This is a genomic window from Qipengyuania vesicularis, assembly GCF_019711415.1.
Lineage (GTDB): Bacteria > Pseudomonadota > Alphaproteobacteria > Sphingomonadales > Sphingomonadaceae > Qipengyuania > Qipengyuania vesicularis.
Genome location: NZ_JAIGNJ010000003.1, coordinates 544,559 through 557,360 on the forward strand (window position 1 = coordinate 544,559; position 12,802 = coordinate 557,360).

At 64.0% G+C, this 12,802-nt stretch carries 14 protein-coding genes; 11 read left to right on the forward strand and 3 right to left on the reverse strand.

Annotation, left to right across the window (positions count from 1 at the left end; translation table 11 throughout):
* The first annotated feature begins 79 nt into the window (after nt 1–79).
* Entirely contained in the window at nt 80–802 is a 723-nt protein-coding gene (locus K3146_RS11525) for a DUF1013 domain-containing protein (protein ID WP_221546421.1), read from the forward strand.
* 94 nt (nt 803–896) lie between these two features.
* Entirely contained in the window at nt 897–2,567 is a 1,671-nt protein-coding gene (locus K3146_RS11530) for a long-chain-fatty-acid--CoA ligase (protein ID WP_221546422.1), read from the forward strand.
* Nucleotides 2,568–2,652: 85 nt separating this feature from the next.
* Here the strand turns inward: K3146_RS11530 and K3146_RS11535 are convergent, their stop codons facing one another.
* Nucleotides 2,653–3,054 carry a bactofilin family protein gene (locus K3146_RS11535; RefSeq protein WP_221546423.1) on the reverse strand — a complete coding sequence of 134 codons (402 nt, stop codon included), beginning with the start codon at nt 3,052–3,054 and terminating at the stop codon, nt 2,653–2,655.
* A gap of 19 nt (nt 3,055–3,073) precedes the next feature.
* Nucleotides 3,074–4,162 (reverse strand): M23 family metallopeptidase, encoded by a 1,089-nt coding sequence (locus K3146_RS11540; RefSeq protein ID WP_221546424.1) that lies wholly within the window; start codon nt 4,160–4,162, stop codon nt 3,074–3,076.
* Nucleotides 4,163–4,505: 343 nt separating this feature from the next.
* Between K3146_RS11540 and K3146_RS11545 the strand changes: the two genes are divergently transcribed.
* The 9 genes from K3146_RS11545 to wecB all read left to right on the forward strand — a co-directional run bounded on the left by K3146_RS11545 (nt 4,506) and on the right by wecB (nt 11,786).
* Complete coding sequence (locus K3146_RS11545) at nt 4,506–5,183, forward strand: nicotinate-nucleotide adenylyltransferase (RefSeq protein ID WP_221546425.1); 678 nt, start codon at nt 4,506–4,508, stop codon at nt 5,181–5,183.
* 117 nt (nt 5,184–5,300) lie between these two features.
* Nucleotides 5,301–5,660, forward strand: coding sequence for a ribosome silencing factor (gene rsfS / locus K3146_RS11550; protein ID WP_221546528.1), 360 nt, complete (start codon nt 5,301–5,303; stop codon nt 5,658–5,660).
* A 131-nt stretch (nt 5,661–5,791) separates the two neighbouring features.
* Nucleotides 5,792–6,214 (forward strand): 23S rRNA (pseudouridine(1915)-N(3))-methyltransferase RlmH, encoded by a 423-nt coding sequence (locus K3146_RS11555; RefSeq protein WP_221546426.1) that lies wholly within the window; start codon nt 5,792–5,794, stop codon nt 6,212–6,214.
* Nucleotides 6,215–6,248: 34 nt separating this feature from the next.
* Complete coding sequence (locus K3146_RS11560) at nt 6,249–7,469, forward strand: murein hydrolase activator EnvC family protein (protein WP_221546427.1); 1,221 nt, start codon at nt 6,249–6,251, stop codon at nt 7,467–7,469.
* A gap of 115 nt (nt 7,470–7,584) precedes the next feature.
* Nucleotides 7,585–8,925, forward strand: coding sequence for a S41 family peptidase (locus tag K3146_RS11565; protein ID WP_221546428.1), 1,341 nt, complete (start codon nt 7,585–7,587; stop codon nt 8,923–8,925).
* Between the two features lie 19 nt (nt 8,926–8,944).
* Nucleotides 8,945–9,436 carry a disulfide bond formation protein B gene (locus tag K3146_RS11570; protein ID WP_221546429.1) on the forward strand — a complete coding sequence of 164 codons (492 nt, stop codon included), beginning with the start codon at nt 8,945–8,947 and terminating at the stop codon, nt 9,434–9,436.
* Entirely contained in the window at nt 9,420–9,947 is a 528-nt protein-coding gene (locus K3146_RS11575) for a demethoxyubiquinone hydroxylase family protein (protein WP_221546430.1), read from the forward strand. Before K3146_RS11570 ends, K3146_RS11575 begins: the two co-directional genes overlap by 17 nt.
* 90 nt (nt 9,948–10,037) lie before the next feature.
* Complete coding sequence (locus tag K3146_RS11580; protein ID WP_221546431.1) at nt 10,038–10,625, forward strand: hypothetical protein; 588 nt, start codon at nt 10,038–10,040, stop codon at nt 10,623–10,625.
* A gap of 42 nt (nt 10,626–10,667) precedes the next feature.
* On the forward strand, nt 10,668–11,786 hold the full coding sequence (gene wecB, locus K3146_RS11585) for a non-hydrolyzing UDP-N-acetylglucosamine 2-epimerase (RefSeq protein ID WP_221546432.1): 1,119 nt from the start codon (nt 10,668–10,670) through the stop codon (nt 11,784–11,786).
* A gap of 3 nt (nt 11,787–11,789) precedes the next feature.
* On the opposite strand, the gene K3146_RS11590 is transcribed toward wecB, so the two are convergent.
* On the reverse strand, nt 11,790–12,791 hold the full coding sequence (locus K3146_RS11590) for an SDR family NAD(P)-dependent oxidoreductase (protein ID WP_221546433.1): 1,002 nt from the start codon (nt 12,789–12,791) through the stop codon (nt 11,790–11,792).
* Nucleotides 12,792–12,802 lie beyond the last annotated feature (11 nt).

A 12,802-nucleotide genomic window follows, 5' to 3' on the forward strand; every position in this document is an offset into this window, starting at 1 on the left:
CTCGCCTACATGGAATGTGCAATGGCCGCTCCGAAAGGGGCGGCCCTTCTATTTTGAGTTCTGAGAAAAGGCACAATTCATGGCCGACCAACCCACCCCGCTGATGCCGCATGCGACCGCCACCTGGCTGGTCGACAACACCGGCCTGTCGTTCGAGCAGATCGCCGAATTCTGCGGTCTCCATATCCTCGAAGTGCAGGCCATGGCCGATGATCTCGCGGGCAGCAAATACACCGGCCGCGACCCGCTTCATTCGGGCGAGCTAACGCAAGAAGAGATCGCACGCGGCGAAGCCGACAGCGAGTACAGCCTCAAGATGCAGCGCGCGCCGGTTGCCGTGAGCCGCACCAAAGGCCCGCGTTATACGCCGGTTTCGAAGCGCCAGGACAAGCCCGACGGCATCGCCTGGCTGCTGCGCAACCATCCGGAAATCTCCGATGCGCAGATCTCCAAGCTGATCGGCACCACGCGCAACACGATCACCGCGATCCGCGAGCGCAGCCACTGGAACATCCAGAACATTCAGCCCAAGGATCCGGTCACGCTCGGCCTATGCTCGCAGCGCGAGCTCGATGCCGTCGTCGCAAAGGCTGCCAAGAACCTCCCGGCTCCGGAAGAGGGCGAGGTCGTGGCAGCACCCAGCGGCGCGAGCGACCGTGAGAAGCTGATCGAGGAACTGCGCGCAGAACGCGAAGCTAACGAGAAGGCCGCCGCCCAAGCCGCGCAGGAAGCCGAGGCCGAAGCATGGCTGACCGCCAAGCGCGCGTCCGAAGAGGCGGGCGAGGGCGACGCGGAAGCCTGAGCGTATCGACATCTATACATGAGGGCGGGAGAAGCATTGCGCTTCTTCCGCCCTTTTTACTTGCCTTTAGGAGGTTTTGCGCCAAGCTACTGACATGGATGTAAATAGTTACGCCTATCATCATCCCACTCCGTGGGAGACGAAGTTCGAGCCGGCCAGCCTGCCCGATATGCTCGCGGCCACGACCGCGAAGAATCCGCAGGCACCGTTCTTGCACTTTCTCGGCCGGACTTTCGACTATGGTAGCGTCCACGAGGAGGCACAGCGCTTTGCTGCGGGCCTCATTGCCCATGGGATCGAGCGCGGCGACCGGGTCGGCCTGTTCCTCCCCAATGTCCCGATCTATGCCTCAGCCTATTACGGCGCGATGCTGGCGGGGGCCATCGTGGTCAACTTCTCCCCGCTGTACACGGTCGACGAGCTGGCGTGGCAGGTAGCGGATTCAGGCACCAGGCTTCTCGTCACGGTGGACGTGCCCGAACTCTATTCCACGGCGGCACAAGTTCTCGATCATTCGGAGCTCGAAACGCTGGTGGTGGGCTCGCTTGCCGACATGCTGCCCTGGCCCAAGAAGCTGGCCCTGAAAACGCTCGGCCGCGGAAAGATCGCAAAGGTCGCGTTCGTCAAACGCGTTCGCGCCTTCTCGAGCATCTTGTCCGATCCCGCCGCAGCGAAATTCCCGCCCATCGACGCGCATAGCGATATCGCCCTCCTGCAGTATACCGGCGGTACGACCGGCAGGCCCAAGGGCGCCATGCTCGGCCATTCGCAGCTATCGATCAATGCGCAGCAGGTCGCGGGGATGAATCCCTTCGGCACGCCGGCGGAGGAAGTGTTTATGGGCGCGTTGCCCTTCTTCCACGTCTTCGCCAATACCGCGCTGCTCAACCACGCGATGGTTACCGGTGCCTCCATCGCCATGGTCCCGCGCTTCGAGGCCGGGCAGGTGCTCGATACGATCCAGAAGTATCGCACCACGGGCTTTCCCGGCGTCCCGACCATGTACCAGGCGCTGCTCGACCACCCCAAGATGGCAAAGACCGACGTGTCCTCGATCAAGGTCTGCATCTCGGGCGGAGCGCCGATGCCCGGACCGCTCCATACGCGGTTTGAAGAGAAAACCGGCGTGCGCGTGGTAGAAGGCTATGGCCTCACCGAGAGTTCGGGCGTGGTGTCCGCGAACCCCTACGACGGTGTGCGTAAGAAGGGCACGATCGGCCAGCTGGTGATGGGCACCGAGGTGGCATTCCTCGACAAGGAAGATCCGACCAAACTGGCTCCCGAAGGCGAGCCTGGAGAGCTGGCCGTCCATGGCCCGCAGATCATGCGCGGCTATTGGAACCGGCCCGACACCGATGCCGATACGTTCGTCGAGCGCGACGGCAAGCGCTACCTTCGCACAGGCGATGTCGCCGTGATGGATGAGGATGGATTCCTGTCGATCGTAGACCGGATCAAGGACATGATCTCTGTCGGCGGCTTCAAGGTCTTTCCCAGCCAGGTCGAGGACGTCCTGCTCGAACACGATGCAGTGAAGGAAGTGCTCGTGATCGGCCAGCCCGACGACTATCTCGGGGAATGCCCCTTTGCCTATGTCGTATTGCAGGAAGGCGCAAAGGCGACGGCCGATGAGCTGAGGGATTGGCTCAACGCTCGTGTCGGCAAGCACGAGCGGGTTGAACAGGTCGTGCTGCGCGAAAGCCTGCCCAAGACAATGATTGGGAAGCTGGATCGCAAGGCCCTGCGCGCCGAGGTTGGCGCCTGAGAGGGCCGCGCGAAGTTTCCGCATAGAGAAGGCCGTCTCCGCGCCATGCGGAAACGGCCTTCATCCTCTCCGACTGGGAAAGAGGTCAGTTCGCGATCTGGAGCTCGGGCTTGCCGTTGCCGTCCGCCTTGGGGGCAGCGGCCGGAGCACTGCTGGCACGGCGTTCGCGATGGGCGAAACGGCCTTCGACCTGCGCACCCTGCTCGATGGTCAGCGCATCGTAGAAGACGTCGCCGGTGATCTTGGCGGTCTTGAGGATCACCAGTTCACGAACGGTGATCGAACCGTCGACCGTGCCGGCGAGGCGTGCGCTCTCGGCCTCGATCGCGCCGGTCACCTTGCTGGTTTCACCCTGGACGAGGCTGGTGCAGGCGATGTCGCCCTCTACGTTGCCGTCGATGTGAAGGTCGGCCGAAGCCTTGATATCGCCCTTGATGGCGAGGTCCGAACCGAGGACCGAGAAAGTCGAATTGCTTTTGGAAGCCATGGGGGCGTTACGTCCTGGATTAGTGGGCGGTGTGGGCGAGCTCTGGGGCTCGGCGGATTTCTTCGAGAACATTGGGGGCTGTCTCCAGGAAGGTGCGTGGGTTTACGGCCCGTCCGTTGATACGGACCTCGAAGTGAAGGTGCGGACCGGTCGAACGACCGGTATTGCCGATCGCGCCGATCGTTTCGCCGGCACCTACATGGTCGCCGACCTTGGCGTTGAAGCGCGACATATGCGCATAGCGGGTCATTAGGCCATTGCCATGCGTAATCTCGACGGTCTTTCCGTATCCGCCCTTCCAGCCGACATAGGTGACGCGGCCCTTGGCGGCGGCATAGATCGGCGTGCCGATGGCGCCGCGGAAGTCGAGGCCATTGTGCATTGCCGCACGACGGTTGAATGGGTCGCGGCGATAGCCGAAACCGCTCGAAATCATTTCGCGGCGAGCAGGGGCAAACTGGGGGACGCCCTCAAGTGCCTGCTCGAGCGCGGCCATACGCGCCATCGAGAGGCCGAGGCGTTCGAAGCGCGGATCGATGTTGCCATTGGCGTCGGTTGCAAGGCCTTCGAGCGGACCACCCATAGCCTGACGCTCGCTGCTCCGGATCACTGCCTCGGGATTAAGCTGCAGCTTCTTGAGCGCTGCGGCTGCACGCTGCGAGCGCCAGTCGGCATAACGCGTCAGCCCTTCGACGATGGCCAGCTGGCGGGCCTCGATACGGGCTAGTTCGGCAGCCTGCGGGAAAGCGGCGCTGACCTTTTCGACGGTCGCGGCAGCTTCACCGCTCGAATCGCTGACTTTCGTGTCGACCTTCATGTCTTCGGGGAGGAGCTCGGCAACGCCTTCGATGAATTCCATGCGGCGGCCGAGGTCATCGCTGACCGATTCCAGATCCTCGCCATAAGCGGCGAGGCGTTCTTCGGAGGTTGCGACCTTGGCTTCGCGGCTCAGCAGCGACATGCGGTCCGCAGTCGCGCTATATTGCGCCCAACCGGCAACGGCCATCGATGCCGCCCACACGAGCACGACCAGCACAGCAACCGCTGCTGCGGCTTTCTGCACGCGCGATGAAATGGTGATGAACCGAACCTGGCCTTCCGATCGCATGAAGAATTCGCGATCCGGAAACCAGCTTTCTATGCGGCTTCTCCAGCCGGAAATGGCAGTTGCATGTTCCAAAACGACCCGTCCCTTGGTCTTTGACCCTGAGAACGTTAGCTACGTGAGAATCTTAACGAAATCGAATCCGCGCCCTCTTGGAATCCATGAGTTGAGTGCAGAACGGGATGAGTCGTTTCGTCGCGGGAAAATTTTTGTCGAACCGACGTTTTCAAAAGTTACCAAAAGTTTAACGCGCAAGCCCCGATTCGCGCCATGTCCCAAAGCCTGACACTTCGCTTGCAAGCTGCTAGGCGAGGGCAATGAAAACCGCCGGAAACCGCAGATTCGCATGAGTTTTTCCACCCGTCGCGTCGGCCTTCTGGGCGGCAGTTTCAACCCCGCGCATGGCGGCCACCGCCGAATTTCTCTGTTCGCCCGAGAAGCGCTGGGGCTGGACGAGATCTGGTGGCTCGTTTCACCCGGCAATCCGCTCAAGCCAAAGGCGGGAATGGCACCGCTCGCCGCTCGGGTCGCCTCGGCGATCGATCAGGCGCGCCGAGCGCCCATCCGCGTGACCGCAATCGAGCGCGAACTGGACACGCGCTACACGGTGGACACGCTGGCGGCGATCCGGCGACGCTATCCGCGCCGCGATTTCGTCTGGCTGATGGGGTCCGACAACCTCGCCCAATTCCACCGGTGGAAGGACTGGCGGGGGATCGCGCGAAGCATGCCGATTGCGGTAATCGCAAGGCCCGGCTATGATGGCGCTGCTGTCGCAAGCCCCGCGATGGCCTGGCTGGGCCGCTTCCGCGTCCCTCTCGCCAGCTTTCGAAATGGGGGCGAATGGAGCGCACCGGCACTGGTGACATTGCGTTTCGATCCCGACCCGCGTTCGGCCACGGCCATCCGCCGCGCCGATCCCGACTGGGCATCGCGCCACGCCGGTTCTTCCCCGCGAGACCAGGTGACGCATCGGATCATACCGAGCCTCATCCATCATGGGGAGGAAACGCTTACGCCATGAAGCGCGTTAAACGTTCCATGACCTTCGTTCCCACAATCAGGAGTACTGCATACGCCTATGACTCAGGCGCATACCAATCCGGCTGCTGCCGGAAACAAGACTGCGGAAGTCGTTCGCATGGCTAAGCCGGCGAAAGACGAACTGCTCGAATTCGTGCTCCAGCAGCTCGATGACGACCAGGCGCAGGAGGTCGTGACCATCGATCTGGAAGGAAAGAGCTCGATTGCCGATTACATGGTGATCGCTTCGGGCCGCTCGACACGCCAGGTCGCCTCGATCGCGCAAAAACTCGCGGAAAAGCTCAAGCAGAACGGCTATGGTCCGGTGAAGCTCGAAGGGCTGCCGGCAGCCGACTGGGTGTTGCTCGATGCGGGCGATATCGTCGTCCACCTGTTCCGGCCGGAAGTGCGCAGCTTCTACAACCTGGAGCGCATGTGGGCTTTCGGTGACGCACCGCCGGTGGCGGGCACGGCCTGATCGCGTTTCGCTCGCGCCTCCGCGCGAGCGTCCTCGATGCTAATCCTCCGCTTCGCTGCGGGCACCTGCGGGCGGGCAGTCACCCTTTGATTGCCGTGACCAGGAACGGGTGCGATTTGTGAGGTATCGATTTGCTCCTTCATGTCATCGCTCGCGGAAAGATCGCGCGGAGTCCGGAAGCGGAACTCGTCGCGCGCTATGAGAAGCGGCTTACCTGGCCGGTGAAATTCACCGAATTGCCTGAAACCGGTGGGCGCATTCCGGATCCGCAAACTCCCTTCAAGACCGTGCTGCTTGATGAGCGCGGAAAAGACATCTCTTCTGAGAGGTTGGCAGAGACGCTCGAGCGTTGGCGCGATGACGGCATGCGAGAATGCAGGTTCGTACTTGGCGCGGCGGACGGCCATTCCGAGGAGGAGCGGCGGGAAGCGGACCTGCTGCTCGCATTCGGCAAGGCCACCTGGCCGCACTTGCTCGCCCGCGCGATGCTGGCAGAACAGCTCTACCGCGCGACGACGATAATCGCCGGTCACCCCTACCATCGTAGCGGATAATCGGGCATCACGCCTTCGTTGAAGCTCTGACGTCATGAACCGCGCCGCGCCCCTCCTGCTTGCAGCAATCATCGCGATTTTCGCGTATTCTCAGGGTATTGGCCCCCTCACCGCACAAGGGACTTCAAGCGCCCAGGAGCGCAGCGAGGCGCGTGCAGCGCTGGAGGTCGCGCGCGACCAACAGCGCAATGCGCGCCTGCGGGCAGAGCAGCTCGAAGCCGAGACAGAGCGCGCGGAAGAAGCCTCGGCGAAAGCGCAAGGGCAGGCCGCCGCGCTCGCCGCGCGCGTGCAGCAGGCCGAGGCAAGTGTCGCGGCGGCCGAGGCCGAACTGGCCATCGTCGAGCGCGACCGCCGAGCCCTGTCCCGCAGCCTTGCCAGGCGTCGCGAACCACTCGCGCAACTGACCGCGGCGCTCCAGACGATGGCCCGGCGGCCGCTGGCCCTGGCCGCACTCCAGCCCGGCAGCCTGAAGGACATCGTGCACACGCGGGCAGTGCTGGGCAGTGCGATCCCGATCGTCCGGGAGCGTACTGCATCGTTGCGCGGTGAGCTCGACCAGGCTCGGGCACTCGAAGCGGAGAGAGGCGAGTTTGTCGCCACTCGCCGTGCGGCCGAAGAGCGACTGGAGGCCCGCCGCCGCGATATGCTGGCGCTGGCCGAACAGGAACGCATCCGCGCGCGGCAGGCAGCAGGCGGTGCCAGCCGCGAGGCGGTCCGCGCAATCGAGCTGGCCGAGGAAGCGCGCGATCTCGACGCGCTGGTCAGCGGTTTCGAGCAAGATGCGGCGCTGAGAAGCCGTCTTGCCGCGCTCGACGGTCCCGTCGCGCGTCCGTCCCGTCCCGGAGCCGCACCCGCGCCTCGCGCAACCCGTCGCAGCGCCGAGGCGACGGTCCTCGACACCTATCTCCTCCCCGTCACCGGCCGCGTCGTTCAGGGTTTCGGCGAGACTACCGCCGCAGGTTCACGGCGCCCGGGTATCGTGATGCAGCCGCGACGCGGGGCGCAGGTCGTCGCGCCTGGCGCAGGACGGGTCGCCTTTGCCGGCGAGTATGAAGGATATGGCAGGGTCGTCATCGTCGAACATGAGGGCGGCTGGACCAGCCTCCTAACCGGGCTTGCGAGCATTGCGGTGTCCACGGGGCAGGAGGTGAAGGCGGGTTCTCCCCTAGGCCTCGCCGCATCGCGGGAGCCTGAAATCGCACTGGAACTGAGGCGACGGGGCACGCCCGTCAATCCGCTCGACCATTTGCGCTAATCGCCCGCAACGGGACACTTGCAGAAAATCCCTCGCCCGCGGGCACTTTCCGGCTCATCTTCCATTCACCGATGATGCGCTATAGACTTGCGCCAGGATCCTGGAGTTTGCCTGCATGAAATTCGCTGCCCTCGTCCGCTCGGCTGCCCTTGTAACCGCAGTCGCCCTCGTGCCTGCCACAACCGCGGGCCTCGCCCGGGTGGAAGGCAACGCCGGACCCGAATTTTCCAAGCTTTTCGCAGTCTACCAGCGGGTGAAGGCCAATTATGTCGAGCCGGTCGAGGACGATGTCCTGATCAACGGTGCGATCACCGGTATGCTCGCCGCGCTGGATCCGCATTCCGCCTATCTCGACGGTAGCGACCTCCAGCGTCTCAACACGATGATCGACGGTAATTACTCGGGCCTCGGCCTCTCGGTCGTGGGCGAGGATGGGGCGGTCAAGATCATCGCGCCCTTCCGCGGCAGCCCGGCCGACAAGGCGGGCATCAAGGCCGGCGACTACATCACCCACCTCGACGGCAAGCTGATCTACGGCCTCGAACTGGACGAGGCGGTGGCGCAGATGCGCGGCAAGGCCGGCACCTCGATCCGCCTGACCGTCTTCCGCCCCGGCCGCGATGAACCCTTCGAGGTCGACGTGACCCGCGGCGTGATCGAGCTCGAGCCGGTCACCTGGAAGCTCGAGGGCGGCAATATCGGCCACATCATGGTCAACGAGTTCTCGCGCGATGTCGGTGCCGATGTGTTTGCCGCCTGGAAGGACTTGCAGACGCAGGCAACCGGGCGCCTCAACGGCCTCGTCCTCGACCTGCGATCCAACCCGGGCGGTTCGCTCGACGAGGCGGTCGCGCTTTCCGACCTGTTCCTCTCAAAGGGCCAGATCGTCTCGCAGCGCGGTCGCGCCCGCGGGGAATCGATTACTTATGACGCGGAAACCGTGTTCCGCGGCGATATCGCCGAAGGCCTGCCCATCGTCGTGCTGATCGACGCCGGCTCGGCATCGGCGAGCGAGATAGTCGCTGGTGCGCTGCAGGATCATCGCCGCGCGGTCGTCATGGGCGATCGCAGCTTCGGCAAGGGCAGCGTCCAGTCGCTCCTGCCGCTGGGGCGTACCGCCGCGCTCAAGCTGACGACGGCGCGCTACTACACCCCCTCGGGCCATTCGGTTCAGGAAGGCGGCATCACGCCCGATATCAAGGTGCCGCAGCTCTCCGATCCGGACCTCGCCAAGCGCAGCCGCTTCGCCGTGCGCGAGAGCGACCTTCGCGGGCATCTCATCAACGAACTCGGCATCAAGGATGAGGATCTGGAAAGCGATTCTCGCGAAGATCCGCGATTCCAGCTGACTGCCGAACAGCTCGAAGAGCAGGGGATCGAAGACTTCCAGCTGCACTACGCAGTCGAAACGCTTCGCCGCACCACGCCAAGGGCCGTTGCCTCGCGCAGCAAGTGAGGTTAGCGCTGCGCGCGCAATGAACGACATGTCGCATGTTCGCCGCGCCCAGCGCGTGGCCCTGGCGGTACCGGCCCTGCTCTTGGCCGGTGCCTATGTCTCGCAGTATGGATTCGACCTTTACCCATGCGAAATGTGCTGGTGGCAGCGCTACCCGCATTTCGCCGCGCTGGGCTTTGCCCTGCTGTCCTTCCTGGCGCGGCCCAAGCCCCTGTGGCTGGCACTCGCGGCCGGAGGCATGCTTACCTCGGGCGCGATCGGGTTCTTCCACGCGGGGGTGGAGTATGATTTCTGGGAGGGCATCACCTCCTGCGCCGCCGTGCCCCAGGCAGTCGAGGGACAGAGCGCGCTCGATGCGATCATGAATGCCCCGGTCGTGCGCTGCGACGAGGCTCCATGGACGCTGCTTGGCATCAGCCTTGCCGGGTTCAACTTCCTGATCTCGACTGCTGCGGGCCTATATGTCTTTTACCTCCTCCGGAAGGGAGCCACTGATGGCCAAGACGCCTGACCATATCGCCCGGATGATCCGCGTGGACCAGGCGGGCGAGTTCGGGGCGACCCGGATCTACGCCGGCCAGCTTGCGGTGATGGGCGATCGCGCGCCCGATTCGGCCGAGATCGCGGGTATGGCGGAACAGGAGGCCGGACACCGCGCGAAGTTCGATGCCCTGATGGCGCGCCGCGGGGTGCGTCCGACAGCCCTCCAGCCGTTTTGGGATCGCGCGGGTTTCGCGCTGGGCGCAGCGACTGCCCTGATCGGGCCGGAAGCTGCCATGGCCTGCACCGCCGCTATCGAAACCGAAATCGACGAGCACTATTCGAAGCAGCTGGACGAGCTGGCCGAGACCAATGAGGATCCCGAACTTGCCGCGATGATCGAGGAATTTCGCGAGGACGAGCGCGAGCACCGTGATGCCGCACTGGCAGCGGGTGCCGAGCGCGCACCGGCCTATCCGCTGCTGTCGGGGCTGATCCGGCTCGGCTGCCGCGCCGCAATCAAGCTCTCGGAGCGGATCTGACGGGAACGTACGGCCCGCTCCGCTCGCTTCATTACCGGTTCACGCGCAAAAGCGCCTAACCTGCCCGTCCCGCTTCCAAGAGGCCCCAAGATGACCAAGTCCCTGTTCGCCCTCGCAGCCATTGGAGCCGTCATTTCCGCGGCGCCCGCCTCCTCGCAGATCCCTGTCGATACGGGGGACGAAAGCTACAACATGGTCATCGTCTATGGCGACGACGAATGTCCGCAGGGCGAGGACGGCACGATCGTCGTCTGTGCTCGGCAGGCTGAAAGCGAGCGCTATCGCATCCCTGAAAGCATGCGCTTTACCGATGGTCCCGGCACGCAGAGCTGGGCGGAGCGGGTGGAGCGGCTCGAAATGGTCGGCTCTTCCGGCACGCTTTCCTGCTCGCCAGCTGGTGCCGGCGGTATAACCGGATGTACGCAGCAGATGATTGCCGCCGCCTATGCCGACAAGGAGAATGCGTCTTCGGTCCGCTTCAGCGAAATCATCGAAGCCCAGCGCGCCGAGCGTCTTTCGACCATCGATGAAGATGCCGAGCGCACACAGGCCGAAGTCGAGATGATCGAGCGCGAATATATGGAGCGGCTCGAAGGCGAACGCGATGGTCCCGCACCCGGCGAAGAAGAGCTGCCCCAGCCCGAAGCCGAAGTCGTGGCAGGCGATCCGGAAGGCTGAAATTAATCTTGTTTTCCAGCTGCTTGCCAGTAGGCAGGCGGCATGGGGTTTATTCGGGTACTGACGGTTTTCGGGACGCGTCCGGAAGCTATCAAGCTCTTTCCAGTGATCCATGCGCTCGAGGCGGATCACCGCTTCGATAATCGCACCTGCGTCACCGGGCAGCATCGGGAGATCCTCGACCAGGTTCTGGCGCTGGCGGGCATCGTCCCGGATCACGATCTCACCCTCATGCGGGATGGGCAGACGCTCGACCAGCTCACTGCGCGGGCGCTGACCGGGATCGGGCAGGTGCTCGATGCCGAGCGACCGGACTGGGTGGTGGTGCAGGGGGATACGACAAGCGCGTTCGCGGCGGCGCTCGCCGCGCACTACCGCAAGATCCCGGTCTGCCATGTCGAGGCCGGCCTGCGCAGCGCCAATACGCATCATCCATGGCCGGAAGAAGCGAACCGCCGGATGATCTCGAGCTTTGCCGACCTGCATTGTGCGCCAACGCAGCGTGCCGCCGATGCACTCAGGACCGAGCGGGGCGAGGGGGCGCAGATCCATCTAACGGGCAACACGGTGGTGGACGCCTTGGAGTGGGTCACGCAGAGGATCATGCAGCAGCCCGACCTTGCTTGCGGTCTGGCCGAATGGGAAAGGCGCTTTACCGGTCGGAAAATCCTCGCGGTCACGACCCACCGGCGCGAAAATCTGGGTGCGGGTCTCATCAATATCGCCAGATCGGTTCATGAGATCGCCAGACGCAGTGATATTGCGGTGATATTCCCAGTTCATCCGAATCCGCAGGTGCGGTCGGTCATGCAAGCGGAACTCGGCGGCCGCGACAACGTCGCGCTCATCGAACCGCTCGACTATCCGCACTTCGCACGCCTCCTCGCAATCAGCCATCTCGTACTCACCGACAGCGGCGGGGTGCAAGAGGAGGCACCGTCGCTGGGCAAGCCAGTACTCGTACCGCGCGAAACGACCGAGCGGCCCGAGGGGATAGAGGCAGGCACGGCGAAGCTGGTGGGGACCGATCCCATTGTCATCGAGCGGGAAATTGCGCGATTGCTCGATGATCCGGCAGCGCATGCCGCCATGGCGCGGGCGCACAACCCTTATGGCGATGGTCGTGCGGCGATGCGGATCGGCGACCTGTTGGCCGGTTAGGCGCTAGATGCCGTGGTAGGCCCGGTACCAATCGACGAACTGCGGCACACCATTCTCGATGCTCGTGGTAGGCTGGTAGCCGATGTCGCGCTGGATCGCGTCGATATCGGCATAGGTCTTCTCGACGTCGCCCGGCTGCATCGGCAGCAGTTCGACCTCGGCCTTCTTACCGCAGGCCTGCTCGATCAGCTCGATCACGCGGGTGAGCTTCTCGCTGCGGTGGTTGCCGATATTGTAGAGCGCATGCGGTTTGACGCTACCGCCAGCCTTTTCCGCACCGTCGTCGGCGGGCGGGCTGTCGAGGCAGGCGACCACGCCGCTAACGATATCGTCAATGAAGGTGAAATCGCGCCACATCTCGCCTTCGTTGAAGACCTTGATCGGTCTCCCGGCGAGGATTGCGTCGGTGAACAGCCACAGCGCCATGTCGGGGCGGCCCCAGGGGCCGTAGACTGTAAAGAAGCGCAGGCCGGTCAGCGGAATGCGGTAGAGATGGGCGTAGGTCTCGCTCATCAGCTCGTCCGCCTTCTTGGTGGCGGCATAGAGCGAGACGGGATGGTCGGCGCGGTCCTCGACCGAGAAGGGCAGCTTGTCGTTGCCACCATAGACCGAGGATGAGCTGGCGTAGACCATGTGCTCGACCCTGCGATGCCGCGCGACTTCGAGCAGGTTCACATGCCCCATGAGGTTCGCCTCGACATAGGCGCGCGGGTTCTCGAGGCTGTAGCGCACGCCTGCCTGTGCCCCGAGGTGGACGATACTGTCGAAATGCTCGCCTTCGAGCGCGGCGGAAAACGCATTCCAGTCCGAAAAATCGACCTGCTTGAAGGCGAAGCGGCCGGGCGCCCCCTCCTGCACATGCGCCACGCGGTCTTCCTTCAGTGATACCTGGTAATAATCGTTGAGGCTGTCGATGCCGAGCACCTCGTCGCCGCGCGCGCAAAGCCGTTCGGCCACGGCGGCGCCGATGAAGCCCGCTGCCCCGGTGACCAATACGCGCGCCATTCCGACCCCCT

Coding starts and splice junctions, on each gene's coding strand:
- K3146_RS11575 (WP_221546430.1), top strand. CDS start 9,420: ATGGCCAAGACGCCTGACCATATCGCCCGGATGATCCGCGTGGACCAG.
- K3146_RS11540 (WP_221546424.1), bottom strand. CDS start 4,162: ATGCGATCGGAAGGCCAGGTTCGGTTCATCACCATTTCATCGCGCGTG.
- K3146_RS11525 (WP_221546421.1), top strand. CDS start 80: ATGGCCGACCAACCCACCCCGCTGATGCCGCATGCGACCGCCACCTGG.
- K3146_RS11560 (WP_221546427.1), top strand. CDS start 6,249: ATGAACCGCGCCGCGCCCCTCCTGCTTGCAGCAATCATCGCGATTTTC.
- K3146_RS11530 (WP_221546422.1), top strand. CDS start 897: ATGGATGTAAATAGTTACGCCTATCATCATCCCACTCCGTGGGAGACG.
- wecB (WP_221546432.1), top strand. CDS start 10,668: ATGGGGTTTATTCGGGTACTGACGGTTTTCGGGACGCGTCCGGAAGCT.
- K3146_RS11545 (WP_221546425.1), top strand. CDS start 4,506: ATGAGTTTTTCCACCCGTCGCGTCGGCCTTCTGGGCGGCAGTTTCAAC.
- K3146_RS11535 (WP_221546423.1), bottom strand. CDS start 3,054: ATGGCTTCCAAAAGCAATTCGACTTTCTCGGTCCTCGGTTCGGACCTC.
- K3146_RS11570 (WP_221546429.1), top strand. CDS start 8,945: ATGAACGACATGTCGCATGTTCGCCGCGCCCAGCGCGTGGCCCTGGCG.
- K3146_RS11580 (WP_221546431.1), top strand. CDS start 10,038: ATGACCAAGTCCCTGTTCGCCCTCGCAGCCATTGGAGCCGTCATTTCC.
- rsfS (WP_221546528.1), top strand. CDS start 5,301: ATGGCTAAGCCGGCGAAAGACGAACTGCTCGAATTCGTGCTCCAGCAG.
- K3146_RS11565 (WP_221546428.1), top strand. CDS start 7,585: ATGAAATTCGCTGCCCTCGTCCGCTCGGCTGCCCTTGTAACCGCAGTC.
- K3146_RS11590 (WP_221546433.1), bottom strand. CDS start 12,791: ATGGCGCGCGTATTGGTCACCGGGGCAGCGGGCTTCATCGGCGCCGCC.